This window comes from Acinetobacter sp. AS23, from assembly GCF_023612055.1.
Taxonomy (GTDB): domain Bacteria; phylum Pseudomonadota; class Gammaproteobacteria; order Pseudomonadales; family Moraxellaceae; genus Acinetobacter; species Acinetobacter oleivorans.
The window spans coordinates 1,856,520-1,876,011 of the sequence record NZ_CP082274.1 but is presented as its reverse complement, the minus strand read 5'-3'; the positions used below and the strand labels follow the sequence as shown (position 1 = coordinate 1,876,011).

16 protein-coding genes are annotated in these 19,492 nt (G+C 40.1%); 6 read left to right on the top strand and 10 right to left on the bottom strand.

Going from position 1 to position 19,492, the window contains the following annotated elements; genetic code table 11:
* Positions 1-29: 29 nt before the first annotated feature.
* Both denD and K6I41_RS08790 read right to left on the bottom strand, forming a co-directional pair.
* A complete protein-coding gene (gene denD / locus K6I41_RS08795) occupies positions 30-1,001 on the bottom strand; it encodes a D-erythronate dehydrogenase (protein WP_013197806.1) in 972 nt (323 codons plus the stop codon).
* 214 nt (positions 1,002-1,215) lie between these two features.
* The gene (locus K6I41_RS08790) at positions 1,216-2,151 is read right to left on the bottom strand and encodes a LysR family transcriptional regulator (RefSeq protein WP_005305546.1); all 936 of its coding nucleotides are present in this window, start codon (positions 2,149-2,151) and stop codon (positions 1,216-1,218) included.
* Between the two features lie 111 nt (positions 2,152-2,262).
* Between K6I41_RS08790 and K6I41_RS08785 the strand changes: the two genes are divergently transcribed.
* The 3 genes from K6I41_RS08785 (at position 2,263) to K6I41_RS08775 (ending at position 6,906) form a co-directional block, all read left to right on the top strand.
* Positions 2,263-3,438 (top strand): fumarylacetoacetate hydrolase family protein, encoded by a 1,176-nt coding sequence (locus K6I41_RS08785; protein WP_250375666.1) that lies wholly within the window; start codon positions 2,263-2,265, stop codon positions 3,436-3,438.
* A gap of 87 nt (positions 3,439-3,525) precedes the next feature.
* Positions 3,526-5,313: an IlvD/Edd family dehydratase gene (locus tag K6I41_RS08780; RefSeq protein ID WP_250375665.1), complete on the top strand. Its 1,788-nt coding sequence runs from the start codon at positions 3,526-3,528 to the stop codon at positions 5,311-5,313.
* Between the two features lie 15 nt (positions 5,314-5,328).
* Complete coding sequence (locus K6I41_RS08775; protein WP_250375664.1) at positions 5,329-6,906, top strand: aldehyde dehydrogenase (NADP(+)); 1,578 nt, start codon at positions 5,329-5,331, stop codon at positions 6,904-6,906.
* 81 nt (positions 6,907-6,987) lie between these two features.
* Here the strand turns inward: K6I41_RS08775 and K6I41_RS08770 are convergent, their stop codons facing one another.
* Positions 6,988-7,608 carry a TetR/AcrR family transcriptional regulator gene (locus tag K6I41_RS08770; protein ID WP_250375663.1) on the bottom strand — a complete coding sequence of 207 codons (621 nt, stop codon included), beginning with the start codon at positions 7,606-7,608 and terminating at the stop codon, positions 6,988-6,990.
* 170 nt (positions 7,609-7,778) lie between these two features.
* Here K6I41_RS08770 and K6I41_RS08765 point away from each other — a divergent pair, with 170 nt between their 5' ends.
* Both K6I41_RS08765 and K6I41_RS08760 read left to right on the top strand, forming a co-directional pair.
* Complete coding sequence (locus K6I41_RS08765; RefSeq protein ID WP_250375662.1) at positions 7,779-9,356, top strand: MFS transporter; 1,578 nt, start codon at positions 7,779-7,781, stop codon at positions 9,354-9,356.
* Complete coding sequence (locus tag K6I41_RS08760; protein ID WP_250375661.1) at positions 9,353-10,438, top strand: HlyD family secretion protein; 1,086 nt, start codon at positions 9,353-9,355, stop codon at positions 10,436-10,438. Before K6I41_RS08765 ends, K6I41_RS08760 begins: the two co-directional genes overlap by 4 nt.
* Before the next feature lie 75 nt (positions 10,439-10,513).
* Here K6I41_RS08760 and K6I41_RS08755 read toward each other — a convergent pair whose 3' ends face one another.
* The 6 genes from K6I41_RS08755 to K6I41_RS08730 all read right to left on the bottom strand — a co-directional run bounded on the left by K6I41_RS08755 (position 10,514) and on the right by K6I41_RS08730 (position 16,942).
* Positions 10,514-11,755 carry an OprD family outer membrane porin gene (locus K6I41_RS08755; RefSeq protein ID WP_250375660.1) on the bottom strand — a complete coding sequence of 414 codons (1,242 nt, stop codon included), beginning with the start codon at positions 11,753-11,755 and terminating at the stop codon, positions 10,514-10,516.
* Positions 11,756-11,833: 78 nt separating this feature from the next.
* Positions 11,834-13,177 (bottom strand): MFS transporter, encoded by a 1,344-nt coding sequence (locus K6I41_RS08750; protein WP_250375659.1) that lies wholly within the window; start codon positions 13,175-13,177, stop codon positions 11,834-11,836.
* Between the two features lie 111 nt (positions 13,178-13,288).
* Positions 13,289-13,990 carry a fumarylacetoacetate hydrolase family protein gene (locus tag K6I41_RS08745; protein WP_167563540.1) on the bottom strand — a complete coding sequence of 234 codons (702 nt, stop codon included), beginning with the start codon at positions 13,988-13,990 and terminating at the stop codon, positions 13,289-13,291.
* Between the two features lie 31 nt (positions 13,991-14,021).
* On the bottom strand, positions 14,022-14,660 hold the full coding sequence (gene maiA / locus K6I41_RS08740; protein WP_250375658.1) for a maleylacetoacetate isomerase: 639 nt from the start codon (positions 14,658-14,660) through the stop codon (positions 14,022-14,024).
* The gene (locus tag K6I41_RS08735) at positions 14,657-15,877 is read right to left on the bottom strand and encodes a 3-hydroxybenzoate 6-monooxygenase (RefSeq protein ID WP_151767568.1); all 1,221 of its coding nucleotides are present in this window, start codon (positions 15,875-15,877) and stop codon (positions 14,657-14,659) included. Before K6I41_RS08735 ends, maiA begins: the two co-directional genes overlap by 4 nt.
* A 27-nt stretch (positions 15,878-15,904) precedes the next feature.
* The gene (locus tag K6I41_RS08730; protein WP_016145351.1) at positions 15,905-16,942 is read right to left on the bottom strand and encodes a cupin domain-containing protein; all 1,038 of its coding nucleotides are present in this window, start codon (positions 16,940-16,942) and stop codon (positions 15,905-15,907) included.
* A 154-nt stretch (positions 16,943-17,096) separates the two neighbouring features.
* Here K6I41_RS08730 and K6I41_RS08725 point away from each other — a divergent pair, with 154 nt between their 5' ends.
* Complete coding sequence (locus tag K6I41_RS08725; RefSeq protein WP_250375657.1) at positions 17,097-17,990, top strand: LysR family transcriptional regulator; 894 nt, start codon at positions 17,097-17,099, stop codon at positions 17,988-17,990.
* Between the two features lie 99 nt (positions 17,991-18,089).
* On the opposite strand, the gene K6I41_RS08720 is transcribed toward K6I41_RS08725, so the two are convergent.
* On the bottom strand, positions 18,090-19,481 hold the full coding sequence (locus K6I41_RS08720; protein ID WP_250375656.1) for an amino acid permease: 1,392 nt from the start codon (positions 19,479-19,481) through the stop codon (positions 18,090-18,092).
* Positions 19,482-19,492: the final 11 nt, after the last annotated feature.

The following is a 19,492-nucleotide window of genomic DNA, read 5'->3' as shown; positions in this document are numbered from 1 at the left end:
ACTCTCACATCAATTGGCGATCACTGCCATTAATTTTGGGTATCTTCTATATGTGCCTGAATCACGCTTTCAAAATTTTCGTCTGCTTGGAAACCTAAAGATTCAGCATATTCAGCTTTCACCTGAACAGGCCAACTTTGAACAATACGTTGAATGGTTTTGTCTTCTTGCCATTGCACTAAATCAGTTGCTTTTTTGCCTGCGACTTTTTCAAGCGCCTCAAGCATTTGTTTAACGGTAACTGTTAATCCAGGTAGTGGAATAATTCGGTTATCTTGAAGTACATCTGAAGAAATTGATGCAGCTTTAATCATTGATTCAACACAACGTCGTGGTGAAGTAACAAAAACAGGTGTATCTGACTGGACTGGGCAAACAGCCATTTCACCTTTTAACGGTTCGCGGATGATCGAACTAAAAAATGTTGATGCAGCTTTATTAGGTTTACCTGGACGAACCACAATAGTCGGTAATCTTAAAATACGGCCATCAATAAAGCCTTTTCTTGAGTAATCTGAGACCAGCAATTCTCCTACTGCTTTTTGCATGCCGTAAGAGGACTTTGGTGTAACCACTGTCTCATCTGTCACAACTTCTGGTAATTGGCCACCAAATACAGCACAGCCGCTAGCAAAAATAACCCGAGGCGTGGTTTGTTTCTTTCTTAATTCTTCTAATAAATTTAAGAGTCCATACAAATTAACATCCATACCTAAATCAAAATCGGCCTCTGCTGCTGAGCTCACCACAGCAGCCAAATGCCAAACGACATCAATATTTTCTGTAATATGAGCAACTGTAGTTTTATCGGTAATATCACCGACAATCACTTCAACTCTTGGATCTTGCGGTAAATCATCGCCAGCAAATGCATCAAACAGAATAATTTTATCGATGGGTTCAGGTTTATTGTCATCTAAAGTCAAACTGCCAGATTTTAAGATCTCTTTAGCAATTTGTTTTCCAATAAAACCTGTTCCACCAGTGATTAGCACATTCATACAGAGGTCCTTTCCTAGTTTTTATTCACTTAAAAACTTTTGTAATTGTCGTGAATTAAACGATAAGGACTCCTTTCAATAATTTCCAATGAATAATTTCTAAATATTGATAACTTTTTAATATCAGTTTTATATTTATAAATTTACTAAACAAAGTAGGTTTTTCTTTTAATTTTAAAGCCTCAAATCTAATCATGGTTTGAGGCTCGGTCGTTTATTTACGTTTCGCATTTTTAAGCAAGATATTAATAAATGCCGATGCAATATCAGAAACTGGTTCATTTTTACGCGTCAAAATACCATAATCCTGTGCATCTAAAATTAGATCTGTTTCTAAAATCTGTAATTGCCCTTCTTTTACCTGATCAATCACCATCGCTTCGGGCAACATCCCCACCATAGGTGCCCCTTTTAATATCTGTAAGAAGGTCTGCATCGACATGGTATTAACCGTATTTAAAGGAATTTTGACTTTTGCTCGGGCAAATGCGCCTTCCATACGTTGTCGAATTGGCGTGCCTTTAGGATAGAGTACCCATGGCCAATTTAATAATTCTTCTAATGTACAAAACTTTTTCTTGGCACATGGATGAGCATTATTAACAACAATACAAAACGGCTCCGGGCCTAAAGGTTGGAAATCAAAAAACTGGCTTTGCGTCACATCTGTAAAACGGCCAATAGCTAAATCTAAAGTGTGTTCACTTAGCATTTCCATTAAATGGTCGCTGGTCTGTTCAACAACATCAATAGAAAGTAACGGCCATTGTTTTTTAATCTCAATAATTGAATTTGGTATCACCACCGCGGTTGCTGCAAAAATACCACCTACTTTTAAAAACCCGTGACCGCCTAACCGTAAAATTTCAATATCTTCGACAAAATGCTTTGCATCGTTTAATACACGCTGGGCATATCGAATTACATGTTCGCCTAAAGCCGTTACTGGCATATTTCGAGGTAGTCGTTCAAAAACAGGAAAGCCCAGTAAACCTTCTATTTCCTTTAGCATTTTACTCACCGCGGGCTGACTCAGGTTCATCTGCTCGGCTGCCAAATGCATGTTATTGGTTCTCGCCAAAGTTTCCAACAATACCAGGTGTTTGAATTTCAACCAATTATTTAAACTTGCGTAAGTTAAATCCGCCATTTTCAAAAATCCTTTTCGATAACTTTTCGTTATTAATAATTAAATTATTACGATTGGTGTTTATTAAATAAGAAACATATCATGATTTCAAATAAAAGAAGGACGCTTTAAATGAACTTTACGTTAAATTCCCAGAACTCATTACCAAACGATACTACTCAAGGATGTTTAATTGGTCGCGCGTGGATTCCAAATCAAATTTCCGGTCCATCTCCGATTCTTTTAAAAGGCGATCAGGTTTTTGATATTTCTGAAAAGTTCCACACGATTTCTCAGTTACTTGAAAGTTCGGATCTTTTAAAAGCTTTATCTGAAATTGAAGGAAAATTAGTTGGGTCAATTGATGAGTTATTTGCCAATACTGTCGCTGAGCCGGATACAAACAAGGCATATTTTTTAGCTCCTATTGATTTACAAGTGATTAAAGCAGCTGGTGTTACTTTTGCGGCAAGCATGTTAGAGCGAGTAATTGAAGAACAAGCGGGCGGCGATGCACAAAAAGCTCAATCGATCCGTGCAGTTGTGCAAGGCGTAATTGGTGATAATTTAAAAACAATTGAACCCGGTTCTGAAAAGGCACTTCAACTTAAAGAATATTTAATTGAACAAAAAATGTGGTCTCAATATCTTGAGGTAGGTATTGGTACCGACGCTGAAATTTTTACCAAAGCACCTGTTTTAGCAGCTGTGGGAACAGGCCAAAATATTGGTATTCACCCAAAGTCTGAGTGGAATAATCCAGAACCGGAAGTCGTATTAGTTGCAAATAGCCAAGGTAAAATTTTAGGCGCTACTTTAGGTAATGACGTTAATTTGCGCGACTTTGAAGGTCGTAGTGCTTTGTTGTTAAGTAAAGCAAAAGATAACAACGCATCTTGTGCGATTGGTCCATTTATTCGTCTTTTTGATCATACTTTTACTTTAAATGATATCCGTGCTTGTGATGTTGAATTGCAAATTCAGGGTACAGATAACTTTGTGCTGAATGGCATTAGTTCTATGTCTCAAATTAGTCGTGATCCAGAAGATTTAATTCAACAAACACTGAATGAAAATCATCAATATCCAGACGGTTTTGTTTTGTTCTTGGGTACTTTATTTGCACCTACCCAAGACCGTGAACAAGCTGGTGCAGGCTTTACCCATAAAGTGGGAGATGTCGTTCGTATTCATTCGCCAAAGCTCGGCACTTTATACAACACAGTCATGACCAGTGATAAAGCAATGCCGTGGAATTTTGGCATAAATGCTTTGATGCACAATTTAAAACAACGCGAATTACTATAAATTTCACGTATTATCGACCGGTTCAATCGTAATATTCATCACTTGAAAAATTAAATTGCTGAGCGAGATCAGTAGAAGGATCTAAAAATGAATGATCAAGATAAACGGATTTTTTTACGCAGCCAAGAATGGTTTGATGATCCTACACATGCTGACATGACTGCACTCTATGTCGAGCGTTACATGAATTATGGCCTGACCCGTGCCGAGCTACAATCAGGCCGGCCTATTATTGGTATCGCACAAACTGGTAGTGATTTGACCCCATGTAACCGTCACCACAAAGAGCTTGCTGAACGTGTGAAAGCAGGCATTCGTGATGCTGGCGGTATTCCTATGGAATTTCCCGTTCACCCAATTGCTGAACAGTCTCGACGCCCTACAGCTGCACTCGATAGAAATCTAGCTTACTTAGGTTTAGTTGAAATATTACATGGTTATCCACTCGATGGTGTTGTGCTAACAACTGGCTGCGATAAAACTACTCCTGCTTGTTTAATGGCGGCAGCAACAACAGATTTACCAGCTATTGTTTTATCTGGCGGTCCAATGTTAGATGGTCACTTTAAAGGTGAGTTAATTGGCTCGGGTACAGTACTTTGGCATGCAAGAAATTTACTTGCCACAGGTGAAATCGACTATGAAGGCTTCATGGAAATGACGACTTCCGCCTCACCTTCAGTTGGGCATTGCAATACCATGGGTACTGCACTTTCAATGAATGCATTAGCAGAAGCTTTAGGTATGTCTTTACCGACATGTGCAAGCATTCCAGCGCCTTATCGCGAACGTGGGCAAATGGCCTATATGACTGGCAAAAGAATATGTGAAATGGTTTTAGAAGATTTACGACCATCTAAAATCATGAATAAACAATCATTTGAAAACGCCATTGCTGTAGCCTCAGCATTAGGTGCATCAAGTAACTGCCCTCCTCATTTAATTGCAATTGCTCGTCATATGGGTATTGAGCTGAGTTTAGAAGACTGGCAACGCGTTGGAGAAAACATTCCGCTCATTGTGAACTGTATGCCTGCGGGTAAATATTTGGGTGAAGGTTTTCACCGAGCTGGCGGTGTTCCTGCTGTTTTGCATGAATTACAAAAGGCCGGCGCTTTACATGAAGACTGTGCATCAGTCAGCGGTAAAACGATGGGAGAAATTGCTAAAAATGCAAAAGCCTCAAATGCAGATGTCATCTTCCCTTATGAACAACCATTGAAACATGGCGCAGGTTTTATCGTGCTGAGTGGTAATTTCTTTGACAGCGCCATTATGAAAATGTCTGTTGTGGGTGAAGCATTTAAGAAAACCTATTTATCTGACCCAAGTAATGAAAATAGCTTCGAAGCACGTGCAATCGTTTTTGAAGGTCCCGAAGACTACCATGCCCGAATTAATGATCCTGATTTAAACATTGATGAGCATTGTATTTTAGTCATTCGAGGTGCTGGTACAGTTGGTTATCCGGGCAGTGCGGAAGTGGTAAACATGGCTCCTCCAGCGGAATTAATTAAAAAAGGCATCGATTCACTGCCTTGTCTAGGTGATGGCCGTCAAAGCGGAACATCTGCTAGCCCTTCTATTTTAAATATGTCACCCGAAGCAGCGGTAGGCGGTGGCATTGCTTTACTAAAAACCAATGATCGTTTGCGCATTGACCTAAATAAACGCTCCGTAAATGTCCTCATTTCAGACGAAGAGTTAGACAAACGCCGCGAGGAATGGAAACCAACTGTATCTACATCTCAAACGCCTTGGCAAGAAATGTATCGCAACATGGTTGGCCAATTATCAACGGGTGGCTGTTTAGAGCCTGCAACGTTATACATGCGTGTGGTCAATCAAAATAACCTTCCACGGCATTCTCATTAATTTCAGGATTTTATTATGACCATTATCGGACACAACTTTATTGGCGGTTCACGTAGTGCACAAAGTTCCACTTTACTAAAAAGTGTCAATGCAACGACTGGCGAAACTTTGCCTTATGAATTTCACCATGCAACCGAGCAAGAGGTCAATCAGGCCTGTGAAGTAGCCAGTCAAGCGTTTAAGACTTACCGCCATACTTCACCTGAACAGCGTGCTACCTTTTTAGAAAATATTGCCGATGAACTTGATGCCTTGGGCACAGATTTTCTAGAAATCGTCTCACAGGAAACGGCTTTACCGCTTGCACGTTTACAAGGTGAACGTGGCCGTACCAGTGGACAAATGCGCCTGTTTGCCAAAGTGTTACGCCGTGGTGGTTTTTTAGGTGCCCGTATTGATACCGCTTTACCTGAGCGTCAGCCTTTACCTCGCCCAGATTTGCGCCAGATTAAAATCGGTGTTGGTCCTGTGGCAGTCTTTGGGGCAAGTAACTTTCCTTTAGCATTCTCAACTGCGGGTGGTGACACAGCTTCGGCACTGGCAGCTGGTTGTTCGGTGGTAGTCAAAGCGCATAGCGGACATATGGCGACAGCGGACTTCGTAGCTCAGGCAATCGAACGTGCTGTAGAAAAATCAAATATGCCTAAAGGCGTATTTAACATGATCTATGGTAATGGCGTGGGTGAACCACTGGTGAAACATCCTTCAATTCAGGCTGTAGGTTTTACGGGGTCACTGCGTGGTGGTCGCGCTTTATGTGATATGGCCGCAGCCCGTCCACAACCGATTCCGGTGTTTGCTGAAATGAGCAGCATTAACCCGATGCTGATGTTGCCAGAAGCCTTAAAAAACCGTGGTGAAAAGATTGCACAGGATTTGGCAGATTCAGTCGTTTTAGGCTGTGGTCAGTTCTGTACCAATCCAGGTTTAATTTTAGGGATTAAATCAGCCGAGTTTACTCAGCTCATTAGCAACCTGACTGAAATTATGGATGGCAAACCTGCACAAACTATGCTCAATGCCGGAACCTTAAAAAGCTATACCGCTGGTCTTGAGCATTTAACCCAGCATCAAGGCATTAAACATTTGGCAGGTCAAACCCAGCAAGGCAATCAGGCACAACCTCAACTTTTTAAAGCGGATGTTGAACTCTTATTAGCAGGCGACCAGCTTCTGCAAGAAGAAATCTTTGGACCAGCAACAGTGGTCATTGAAGTGGCAGATAAAGCCCAACTCATTCGGGCATTACAAAGCATGAATGGTCAGCTGACTGCGACGTTAATTGCTGATGAAACAGACTTAACCGAGTTTGCAGATGTGGTTCCAGTGTTAGAAGAGAAAGCTGGACGATTACTCATAAATGGTTATCCAACGGGTGTTGAAGTGTGTGATGCCATGGTGCACGGCGGACCATATCCAGCAACTTCAGATGCCCGAGGAACTTCTGTTGGAACCTTGGCCATTGACCGTTACTTACGCCCTGTGTGTTACCAAAACTATCCGCAAAGTTTATTGCCGGAAGCTTTAAAAGACAGCAACCCATTGCAGATTTTAAGATTGGTGAATGATGAGATGACCAGAGAAGCGATCTAATCAATTAAAAAAAGAGACTACTCGCTGGTCTCTTTTTAACTTCTACATCCAGAGCTTATAGATAGAATAAAACTCCCTAAATTAATTTGGTTTGTAATTGATATTTTTTAAAAATAAATCAACTGCATATTCAACCCAACTACTAATTTCATTCTCTGATATTAAATAATCAGGATGTGTCAAACATTTTAGATGAGCATCACTTCTTAATAGCGATAAAAATATATTCGCAGCAACTTCTGAAGAAGAGCTTAATTCAATTTCGCCCTGTTTAACGGATTTTTCTAGATATCCTGCAATGATATTTGCCAGACGCTGTGGACCCAATTCAAAGAATTTTTCAGATAACTCTGGGAACCTTACCGCTTCTGCAATACAAACTCTAAAAAAAGCCAAACCTGAATGCGATAATATAAAACACAGATAGGTCTTCCCAATTTCAGTTAGAGCTGAGCGTAAATTGTCAGCTTTTGTCTCAACTAAAATAATTTGTTTTTGCATGTTGGTACATTGACGTTCAATGACGGCAGCAAACATCGCTTCTTTATTTTTATAGCAACCATACATCGTTGCTTTTGAAACACCCGCTTCCTTTTGAATCATATCTGTCGTTGTTCCACTAAAACCGTGAATCAAAAAAAACTTGGTTGCCGCATCCAGAATTTTTTGATCTTTTTCATTAGCTTTAGTTGAAACTGACATATTAACCTTATAAAAATTTTAGCGATTTCGTTCTATCTAAGTGTAACTCATCGAAAACTTCAAAATCGAGAATTGACGGAAATTTAATTAGAGAGTAGAGTACCGATCGGTACAGTACAGCAAATATCTGCTCCGTGCAATGAATGGATGTTTAAGACTTAAGGTAAAAAATGAATACAAAGCCACTCATCGGTTTAGCAGGTGCAATTTTTGCTGCAATGACTGTTGAATTTAATAACCGAATCACGAGCATTACCTTAGTCGACATTCGTGGCGCGATGGGAATTAGTGTTGACTCTGGTTATTGGGTCAACAGTATTTACGCAAGTGCCATGATTATTGGCATGATTCTGTCTACCAGTTGGGCGGTAATTTTTTCTATGCGCAGAGTTCTGCTTTTTGCTATAGGACTTTGTCTCTTTTCTAGCGTTTTAATTCCTTTTAGTCCAAATATCGAAATCTTTTATTTATTGCGTGGCTTACAAGGGCTCGCCAATGGTTTAACTATTCCTTTGCTCATGGCCTGCGCACTTAGATTTTTAGGACCTGATATTCGGCTATGGGGTCTCGCCTGCTATGCATTAACTGCGACGTTCTTCCCCAACTTAAGTGCCGCACTCTCTGCATTTTATTTAGATGTAGTTGGCTGGAAAATGATATTTTTCCAAACCATTCCTTTTTGTGCGCTAAGCGCTGCGCTGGTTTATTTTGGTATTCCCCAAGATCCATTGAATTATTCAAGAATAAAAACTTACGATTGGATGGGTGCCATTTTAGCAATTATTAGCTTAGCGAGCCTGAGCACCATGTTGTTGCATGGCAATCATTTAGATTGGTTCCATTCCCAATTAATTTGTGTATTAGCCTTAATTAGTTCAATAACTTTACCTTGGTTTTTCATACATGAATGGCGCTATCCGTCACCACTCATTAAACCGCAAATGCTCGAAATCAGAAATTTTGCTTATGCTGTTTTCGCACTCTTTTGCTTTGTCATTATTGGTATGTCCACCAGCACATTACCACTAAATTACTTAAGTGCTGTGCATGGCTATAAACCCACTCAGACCATGTGGATTGGCTTACAAATTGCGGCATTGCAATTTATCTATATTCCTATTGTTGTGAAGCTTTTAAATCAAGTTTGGGTGGATAGCCGATATGTGCATGGGTTTGGTTTACTTCTGGTCATCGCGGGTTGCCTAGGTGCAAGCCAACTTGATACTACATGGAATCAAGATCAATTTTATTTTTGGCACGCAATCTCATGTTTGGGACAAACCTGTGTCGTGCTCTCGCTCTTAATGATGGGTACAAACAGTGTTCACCCAACCATGGCAATTTATGCATCCCCTATGATTAATACCCCGCGTGCTATTAGCGGGGTACTGGGTGTTTGTATTTTGGACTGGGTCAATCGAGTTCGCGGTGAATACCATTCAACACGACTGATTGAAAATACTGCCCAACATGTTTTCCAAAATATTCAAGGCCCTGTTATTAACCCACTTACTCCACCTGTGCTCACTGCAAATGGTGCAGATCGTGTTTCAGGTGGTTTATCTGCCCTAAATTCTGCGATTCAAGCGCAACAATCCGTTTTAGTTATTAGCGATCAATATCTCATCTTAGCTGGCCTTACCGCTATTTTGTTCATCGTGATGTTGATTTTGCCAGTTCGAACTTATCCGCCACGTATTGCTCTCATTAAGTTAATGAATAGTCATAACTCAGGAAAATCTTTATGAGTACTCTCGAAGCCCAAGACACCACCCATACAGAACCACCAAAGTTAACCAAGGTGCAATTTCTCAAAAAGCATTGGGTTATGGCTATTGCGTTTATTATTGTCTTAGCATCTATTTTGTGGGTTTTAAAACTTATATTTTTACCTTCTTCGGTTGTTGAAACAGAAGATGCACGTGTAGATGTAGAGTACTCAACTATTGCCCCTAAGGTATCTGGCAATATTGAGGAAATTTATATTAAAGATCATCAGACCGTAAAAAAAGGCCAACTTTTAGCAAGGATTGATGCACGTGATTATCAAGCTGCTTTGGCTGAGGCTGAATCTAATTATGCAAAAGCACAAGCCGACCTGAGCGAAGCGATGCTCGCAGTGGATAGACAACCCACTGTTATTCGAGAAACTGAGGCTCAACTTAGAAAAGTAGAAGCTGGAATTAAACTCACAAAAGATAATACGGCGCGTTATGAGCAACTACAGGCACTTGGGGCCGAGTCTAGATTAATTACACAGCAATCTAAGACTACATTGACTGAACAATATGCTGACTTAGACAGCAGTAAAGAAAAAGTGATTGATGCACAGTATCAGCTCAACCAATATAAGATTCAGGTACAAGCCAAACAAGCTGCCCTTAAACAAGCACAGGCGGCACTTGATAAAGCAAAACTGAATTTGAGTTATACAGAAGTTCGTGCGCCTATTGATGGCATGATCGGTCAAAAGTCAGCTAACGTAGGTAACTTTGTGAGTGCTGGTAATCCACTCATGGTGGTTGTGCCTTTAGACCAAGTCTATGTAGAAGCAAACTTCCGCGAAATTGAGCTAAAACAAATTAAGATCGGACAACCTGTTAATGTCTATGTAGATGCTTATAACGTTGAGCTAAAAGGAGTTGTAGACAGCTTCTCTCCATCTACTGGCGCATTTTTCTCTCCGATCTCTGCGACCAATGCGACTGGTAACTTTACCAAGATTGTTCAGCGCCTCCCTTTACGAGTCAAACTCATTGAAAATCAAAAAGACGTTAAATTATTACGTCCTGGTTTATCTGTTTTAGTCTCTATTGATACGAATAAATAGTCTAAATTTTAAAATATGAGAGAAAAAAGAGACCATTTACGGTCTCTTTTTTAATGATGAACTTTAAAAAAGTCTTTAAAACTTTTTAGTGTAGTTTACAAACAAGCGGTCTTCACCAAAGTCATTGCCATGTTTAACGTTGTAATCAATCCGAATATATTGCAGGGCCACGCCTTTTAAGAACGGCTGTTGAAACGCATAATTTAAAATCACATTCGACTCGGTTTCATGGTTTTTCTCACCATTGGCTGTTTTAAAGTCATGGCCGTAAACATATTTCACCATCGCATTTAGGCCCGGTACATAGTCTTTAAAGTCATAGCCGTACATCACATGATAGGACTTTTCGTCTTCTTTAAAGAAACCTGTTGCATTCCAGTTAATGAAATAGGTCTCTGGTAAGAAACCATCTGGTAATGGATAAGCCGATTCACCCATAATTTGCTGGTAACCCAAACCAAAGGTATGATTTTTTACTTTAAGTGTTTCTAGTACTCCAATGTTTTGCGCATCAATATCAAAAGTATTGCCGTCATCTTTTGCATTGAAGTATTTAAACTTAGAAGTAAGCGCAAAATTAGGTTGTTTCCAATTATGCTCAAGCCCTACATAGTGTTTGTTGTAGAGGTCTTCCAAGTTACCAAAGTAGTATTCGCCCTTGAGTGACGGCGTAAATTGATAGCGCAGATCTATATAATTTAAGCCATCAGATTCTTTAGTAATTCCGTTTGATGTGAAAGAAAACTTTTTAAAGTCTTCTTCATTTCGTGGCGAGACTTTTTCCACTCGTCCAATTTCAGTATAAAGCTGATCTGAAAGTTGTGACTTAAGATTGGTTCCCCAATAAGAGGCAAGTAATTGTCGGCTGGCATCAACAGCTGTTACAGGCAGGTCTAACCAGAGTTCACCGACACTTAAAAGGGTTTTGTCATAGCCCACTTTTAAAGTGGCACCATATTTTAAAAAGTCGGATGCTTGTGACTGAGTTTCTTTATTAAAAGGCAAAACCGTGTCCGCAACATGCTTGTCTGAACTCAAGCGAACTGCGTATTGAACAGAAGCATCTGCACCAATCGTAATCGGTTTGTCTGCAATTTGCAGTGGGGTATCATGCATTTTCGATTTATAAAATAATGAGGCTGCCTGAGACCAGCTACCCGTATCTTTGAGTGAATCATTATCAAAATTACGGTTGATATAGGCATTTTTTAAAGTGAATTTCCATTCATCTTCGCTTTGTTGAGTGGTATCTGCTGCCCACAATAATGAATGACCACTACAGATAACTAAAAGAGTAGAAAACTTTAAATATTTCATGAAACAAATCATCCTTTAATTATTGTCTGCGCCATCCTTTGGCACAGACATATATTTGTTCGGTGGAATCGTCTTATCTCAATTCGAAGCGACTAAAACTTGAGACTGATTTTTCTTTAAACGTTTAATGAGTAACAACGAAACAGCGGCACAAAATGCAGGTATCGCTAAAATACTTAAAATTTCAAAGCTGGAGAGATTTAATGACATTAACCAGCCGCCCATAATTGACCCTACAATCGATCCTGAGCGCCCTACTGCATTGGCCCAACTTACCCCTGTTGCACGGCAATGTGTTGGATAAAAACTAGATGCAAAAGCATTTGCTCCCACTTGCGAACCACTAATTCCTGCACCTACCCCAAACATGGCAAACATCAATAAAGCCGTATTTGCCTGTTCAATTCCAAACCCTAAACAAATCAGGAAAAAACCACCAAAAATATAAGCCGTACTTAAAATTTTAGTTGCATCCATCTTATCCATTAGCAGGCCTAAGACAATCGCACCAATGGTTCCACCTATTTGAAAAATTGAAGTCAGCCATGACGCGTTGGATAAATTAAAACCCTCATTGGTTAATAAAGTAGGCATCCAACTTGAAATCATATAAATAATGAGGAGGCTCATAAAAAAGGTAAACCAAATCAAAAAAGTGCCTAAAGCAAAGCCTTTATTAAACAAATCTTTCAAACTTGATTTTTCGACTTCATTAACTGTTGGAACCAATGTAGGAGTACTATTTAAATGTGGTGCGATACGGTGAATAATCTTTTCAATTTTCTCGGTGCCCTTCTTTTTAAGCACTAAAAATCGAATAGATTCAGGTAATAAGAAATATAAGAAAGGTACAGTCGCTAAAGGCAACACTCCCCCAATGAGCAAAATACCGTGCCAGCCAATATGGGGAAGTAGCTGAGCCGAAAAAATGCCACCAAGAGCAGAACCAACAGTAAAGCCACAGAACATCATGGTTACAAGATTAGAGCGACGAGATGTAGGCGCATATTCAGAGGTTAAAGTAATTGCATTAGGTAAAGCCCCACCTAAGCCCAAACCAGTGAGAAATCTCCAAATAATCAGGGTTTGTAAATCTGCTGAAAAAGAGGCAAAAACACTGGCAATTCCAAACATAATGACCGAACCAATCAAAATCGGTTTACGGCCTAATTTATCGGATAACGGCCCAAAAATGAGTGCGCCGGCCATCAGTCCAAACAAGCCAGCGCCAAATAAAGGTGCCAAATCGGTTGCTTGTAACCCCCATTCTGCCTTTAAAGCAGGTGCAATAAACCCAACTGCTGCGGTATCAAAACCATCAATCGCAACAATCAAAAAACACAACCACATGATTAATTTTTGCAAAGACGATAGCGGTATTTCATCAATGAAACTTTGTACGTCTATAGAATTTTGAGACATGAGAGCTCCTTTCGCCAATACATTGGCGTATATGCAATCCTTAGCAAAGGTGCCCAACTGTATTTTTTATTTAGGTTGAGCACCTATTTCAATAAATCAGATCAATTTGATTTATTTCACATTCACCGTAATTCCAGTCAGTCCGGTAATATCTGCACGCATAACATCACCTTTCACTACCGCACCCACGCCTTCTGGAGTTCCTGTAAAAATCAAATCACCTGCTTTTAGTTCAAATAATGTAGACAAATTGGCAATCGTTTCAGCCACAGACCAAATCAGGTGACTGACATCACTGTGCTGTTCGGTTTTACCATTTACCGTTAAATGGATATCGGCATTATTGATTTCACCCGTTTGAGTAATCGGATGAATTGGCCCAACTGGTGCAGAAAAATCAAAAGCCTTACCGATTTCCCATGGGCGACCTTTTTCACGCATTGCCATCTGTAAGTCACGGCGTGTCATATCTAAACCAACGGCATAGCCATAGATATAGTTCACTGCATCCTCAACCGAGACATTTTTGGCATCTTTACCAATTGCAACAACCAACTCAATTTCATAATGAAAATTTGAAGTTTCAGATGGATATGGAATATCAACCGCATCTGTATTTACCGGAACAACCGATTCAAGGTCATTTGGCTTACAAAAGAAAAATGGTGGTTCGCGGTCTGGGTCAAAACCCATTTCACGTGCATGAGCAGCGTAGTTACGGCCGACACAATACACACGGCGTACTGGAAATTTATGCTCTGAGCCGTGAATAAATAGACCTGCAGTGGTCATTGGTTCAAAAATAAATGACATGTTAAATTCCTTCTATTAGGTTAATCACGACTCAAAATGCATCGGCCTGCTGTTCAGGTGCTGCTTTTTGAAATGCTTCTAAGGTCATGCAATGTTGGTAAATTTCATTAATATTTGGATAAGCCGATAAATCGACTTTAAAACGCTCAGCAGACACTACTTGTGGAACTAAATAGGCATCTGCAATGGTCGGTTGATTGCCATAGCAGAACTTTTCGCGATTCTGGTCTTGTTCCAAAATATGCTCTAAAGCAGCAAATCCATCCTGAATCCACTTGGCACACCATGCATTGATTTGTGCATCATCCAGCCCTAAGTTCTGGCGTAGATATTCAAGAACACGTTTGTTGTTTAAGGGGTGAACATCGCATCCAACTAATGCAGCAATGGCACGGACTTTTTCACGACCCAATGCATCTGTAGGCAATAAAGCGGGTTCGGGATATTGTTCTTCTAGCCATTCGATAATGGCTGGACTTTGCAACAAGTTCCCCGATTCAGTTTCAAGTACGGGTACAAACCCTTGCGGATTTAAAGTTTTAAAAGCAGCCTGATGGTGTTCATTTTTAGCGAGCGAGATATAAGCTGCTTCATAAGCCAAACCCTTTAGGTTCAAAACTATGCGGGTTCGGTGTGATGTACCGCTACGGAAAAAGCTATAAAGTTTCATGCTACATTCCCTTGATAGTTTTTCACTGCATCAAGGCAGTTATTGACATTCCAGCCATATAACCATTCCATTGCATCATAAAAACGTTCAGTAGGACGTCCACGCCACAAATCGTTGCGAACTAAGCGTTGCACACCTTTGGCATGGTAAATTTTGCCCATTTCACGTGAAGACAAAACAATGCGTGCTGTACGTGCCACACGTGCTTTTTGGTAAATATCAAAAGCTTTTAAAATGTCATGGTCGGTAACACGTAATGCTTCACCTAAAGTTACGGCGTCTTCCATCGCCATACATGCACCCTGCGCCATATATTGCGTGGTTGGATGTGCTGCATCTCCAAGTAATGTCACACGGCCAAAAGTCCATGTTTCAATCGGTTCACGGTCTGCGGTTGCCCAGCGGCGCCAGCTTTTAGGTAACTCAATTAATTGACGAGCTTTCGGGCAAATTCCTTGAAAATAAGACAGCACTTCTTCTTTAGAGCCATCGGTTACGCCCCACTGTTCTTGCTCACGGCTATGGAACGTCACCACAACGTTATATTCCTTTCCACCGCGTAGTGGATAATGCACAAGGTGACAATTTGGTCCTACCCAAATACTGGCTGCATTCCATTTCAAGTCTTCGGGAAACTCGCTTTCAGGTACAACAGCACGGTAAACCACATGACCTGTAACCAATGCTGGATCACCCACATAGGTATCACGCACAACCGATTTAACCCCATCAGCACCGATAAGTGCCTGACCATGATATTGTTTCCCGTTTTGATCGGTAATCGTTACGCCAGCATCATCTTGCTCAACTTTTTGAATATGACAATTAGTGATAATTTCCAAGTTGCCGTATTGTTTAGCGCCTTCGACCAATGAACCATGAATATCAGCACGGTGAATCACCGCATATGGGTTACCGAAACGTTCACGGAATTTTTCATCGGTTGGAATTTTGCCGACCTGATATTCATCAATCGCATCATGCATGACCATATAGTCGGTATAGACCGCTTTACTGCGAGCAATCTCACCAATTCCTAGCGCATCAAAGGCATGAAATGCGTTTGGCCCTAGTTGAATTCCTGCACCGATCTCACCAATTTCAGGGGCTTGTTCAAAAACCTGCACCTTAAAGCCTTGTTTTGCCAAAGCGAGTGCAGCTGCAAACCCGCCAATGCCGCCACCAGCAATTAATATCGGTTGTTGAGTATTTGACATGATTTATATCCTTATAAAATATTCTATTTACTGACGCTCACGCACAGAGTACAAACCCAGTTTCCGTTGTAAGGGCGCTTCATCTGCAATAAACAAATAACATGGTTGATCTGAGGTATTGATTAAATCAATATGAGAAAAACATGGCGCACATGCCGTATCAGCTTTATTTAAATTGAAATCTTTCTGATCGATTTTGACTTGGAGCTGACCATCAATCACATGAAAAATTTGGGCAGTAGAGCGCGGTTGGAGCTGTAAAGTTTCATTTGGTCTGAGCATTAAAGCGGAGTAACCAATAATATTTTGGCAGTCATCACCAGTTTCAGGATTGATGTAAGTCACCTGAATTGGGGCTTGATGGTTTTTATCATCTGCAAGCGCATGCAAAACTTTTTTGGTTTCTTTCCACGAGTAGCGCATGATCGGATACGAGGCATTTTCACGGGTAAAATGTGCTGTTGGTACAATGCCCGTTCCATAATGATGAGCATTTCCGGCACTGGTCACTTTTTGGATTTCACCCGGTTGTACATAAGAAGCTTCCATGTAATAAACCAAAGGTAAATCCAGTACATCTAACCAAATCACAGGCTCATCGCCATCATGTCCATGTTCATGCCAAAGCCCTGATGGTGTAAGGATTAAATCTCCATGCTCCATCATGCATTTTTGACCTTCAACCGTCGTATATGCACCTTCACCCTCAACAATCAGACGTACTGCATTTGGGGTATGTCGATGTGATGGAGCCCACTCTTTTGGCAATAAAAGCTGCATACCAAGATACATGACCGAACTGGCTTTCATATTTTCCAGACCATGTCCGGGATTTGCTAAAACCAATACACGGCGTTCAGCTTTTTCAATTGGTGTTAACTCACCTGCTTCGAGCAATAAAGGTTTAATATTCTGAAAATACCAAGCGGTTGCTACGGTCTGCGGCATCGGTTTATGTGGAGGTAATACATTGCGTAAACTTGGCCATAAAGGGACTAAATTTGATTCTTCAAGTTGACCAAGATAACGTTTTGGTAAGTCATCTAACGTTGCTAACTGTTCCATTTCAGATCCTCTATTTAAGGCCAATTTGTACAAGAATGCTTTGTACTTTCACGGCCTATTCTTCCTTAATCATCAATGTAACAATCGAAAATTGTTGAATCCATGCACAAAAAACAATAGTCTGTATTGATAAAATCAATACAAGGAAATTAAAGTGTTTGATCTTGATACTCGGCTTTTACAAATTTTCTTTGAAATTTATAAACATAGCAGTGTGTCTAAAGCTGCCGAACAGCTTGAAATTGGACAACCCACTTTAAGTATTGCGTTAAATAAATTACGTGAGCATTTTCAGGACCCACTTTTTGTCCGTATTGAAAATAAAATGCAACCTACTGAGTTATCTAAACAAATATATCCACTGATTGTAGAAATTCTGAACCGACTAAAACTGGTTCAAAACTACAATATTGAATTTGATCCCCAGACTTCAAATTATCAATTTAAAATCAGCATGACTGATATTAGTCATCTGGTTTTATTACCTAAACTGATCAATTATTTACGTGCCCATGCACCCAACATTCGCTTGGAAATTATCCCAATTGATGCCAATACGCCAGTGATGATGTCAAATGGAGAGATTGATTTAGCCATTGGTTTTTTGCCTCAGCTTGAAGCAGGTTTTTATCAACAAACGCTTTTCCAACAACGTTATGTTTGCATTGCTAGTAAAGAACACCCGAGACTTACAGGTACAACGCTTTCAGATCAAGAATTTCGCCAAGAGCTACATGTCGATATTTTTGCAACGGGTGGACACTACGTGCTGGAGCATGAGTTACAAAAACTGGGAGTAAACCGAAATATTCTGGTTCGTTTGCCAAGCTATTTAGGGGTTGGCTTGGTTGTTCAAGACACAGACGCGATTGCGACTATTCCTCATTATTTAAGTCAGGTGCTTTTAGTCAGAGGTGGTTTAAAAGTTTTAGAACCGCCTTATCATTTTCCGACTTATAGCGTAAAGCAGCATTGGCATGCACGAGTTCACCAAACACCAAGCAACCAATGGTTAAGAAGAGTATGTTTTGAACTTTTTTCTGAATAGAAAATTTAACAGACACTATTGAAAATCTAATAAAACAAAAAGACTTTGCATAGATGAATAAAATTTCACTACACAAAGTCTTTATAAACTCTTTTTTAATTAGTCTAAATTCATGGCAACCGATCTGGTTGCTTTACGCTTTCGCGTGACAAACAACCCGCAAATGACCACCAATAAAGTTACCCCTAAAGATAAAGTAGTTTCATAACTATAGGTAGGTGATAAGAACATATAACCTAAAACAGTCATAATCACTAAAATTACAAACCACGTTAACCAAGGGAACAGCCACATTTTAAAAGATATAGCTGCGCCCTCTTTTTCCAATTTATGTCTTAACCGTAGTTGAGAAAATGCGATTACTAAGTAAACCAGTAAAGCAATTGAGCCTGTGGTGGATAGCAAGAATCCAAAGACTTGACCTGGGAACATATAGTTCACCGCACAGCAAATCACACCAACCAAAGTAGATAAAAATACGGCTGAAGTCGGCACACCTGCTCTATTAATTTTTGTCACAACACTCGGTGCTTCATGGCGTGTACCTAAGGCAAATAACATTCGAGACGAGGTATAAACTGCGGCATTCATACAGCTTGCAACTGCAATAAAAACGACGGCATCCATAATCAATTTAGTTTCAGGTACATTTAAACTCATCAATACAAACTGAAAGGTCCCGAACTTTTGTAAGTCTGGCGAACGCCAATCGACCAAGGCAACCGCAAGAAAAATCGAAACAACAAAGAATAAAATAATTCGATAAAGTACTAAATTCGTTGCACGTTTAATTTTTTCTTCTGGATTTTTAGATTCTGCCGCTGCAATAGAAAGAATTTCTATTCCAAAAAATGAAAATGCCGAGATTAAAATGGCTGATAAAACACCGCCCATTCCGTGTGGCATAAAACCACCATTTGAAAATAGGTTACCAACACCACTCACATTTGTTGCTAAAGGCCACATTCCAAAGACAGCCATTGCTCCAATGATAATAAAAACTACAATCGCAATGACTTTAATGAGTGCAAACCAAAACTCAAATTCACCAAAGCTTTTGGTACTAAAAAAATTAGCTAGACTGAGTAAAATAATAAAGGTAAATGCATAAACGGCACTAGAAATTTGCGGGAACCAAGCATGTAAAATTTCAGCTCCAGCAATGGCTTCAATGGGAATCACCAACACCCAAAACCACCAATATAACCATCCAATGGTAAACCCAGCCCAAGGGCCAATTGCTTTACGGGCATATGTAGAAAATGAACCTGTGTCAGGTTGCGCGACCGCCATTTCACCCAGCATGCGCATAACCAGAAAAACTAAAATACTTGTAATTATATAAGCGAGTACGGCGGCTGGGCCTGCTTTTGCAATTGCTGCAGAAGAACCTACAAATAAACCTGCACCAATAACGCCACCAATACTAATCATGGTGACATGTCGATTAGAAAGTCCTTCACTTAATTTTATTGTTTTATCATTGTTCATATTCGATTCCT

Bases quoted from the DNA above. Each gene is read 5' to 3' on its own strand.
- denD (WP_013197806.1), bottom strand. From the start codon at position 1,001: ATGAATGTGCTAATCACTGGTGGAACAGGTTTTATTGGAAAACAAATT.
- K6I41_RS08790 (WP_005305546.1), bottom strand. From the start codon at position 2,151: ATGGCGGATTTAACTTACGCAAGTTTAAATAATTGGTTGAAATTCAAA.
- K6I41_RS08785 (WP_250375666.1), top strand. From the start codon at position 2,263: ATGAACTTTACGTTAAATTCCCAGAACTCATTACCAAACGATACTACT.
- K6I41_RS08780 (WP_250375665.1), top strand. From the start codon at position 3,526: ATGAATGATCAAGATAAACGGATTTTTTTACGCAGCCAAGAATGGTTT.
- K6I41_RS08775 (WP_250375664.1), top strand. From the start codon at position 5,329: ATGACCATTATCGGACACAACTTTATTGGCGGTTCACGTAGTGCACAA.
- K6I41_RS08770 (WP_250375663.1), bottom strand. From the start codon at position 7,608: ATGTCAGTTTCAACTAAAGCTAATGAAAAAGATCAAAAAATTCTGGAT.
- K6I41_RS08765 (WP_250375662.1), top strand. From the start codon at position 7,779: ATGAATACAAAGCCACTCATCGGTTTAGCAGGTGCAATTTTTGCTGCA.
- K6I41_RS08760 (WP_250375661.1), top strand. From the start codon at position 9,353: ATGAGTACTCTCGAAGCCCAAGACACCACCCATACAGAACCACCAAAG.
- K6I41_RS08755 (WP_250375660.1), bottom strand. From the start codon at position 11,755: ATGAAATATTTAAAGTTTTCTACTCTTTTAGTTATCTGTAGTGGTCAT.
- K6I41_RS08750 (WP_250375659.1), bottom strand. From the start codon at position 13,177: ATGTCTCAAAATTCTATAGACGTACAAAGTTTCATTGATGAAATACCG.
- K6I41_RS08745 (WP_167563540.1), bottom strand. From the start codon at position 13,990: ATGTCATTTATTTTTGAACCAATGACCACTGCAGGTCTATTTATTCAC.
- maiA (WP_250375658.1), bottom strand. From the start codon at position 14,660: ATGAAACTTTATAGCTTTTTCCGTAGCGGTACATCACACCGAACCCGC.
- K6I41_RS08735 (WP_151767568.1), bottom strand. From the start codon at position 15,877: ATGTCAAATACTCAACAACCGATATTAATTGCTGGTGGCGGCATTGGC.
- K6I41_RS08730 (WP_016145351.1), bottom strand. From the start codon at position 16,942: ATGGAACAGTTAGCAACGTTAGATGACTTACCAAAACGTTATCTTGGT.
- K6I41_RS08720 (WP_250375656.1), bottom strand. From the start codon at position 19,481: ATGAACAATGATAAAACAATAAAATTAAGTGAAGGACTTTCTAATCGA.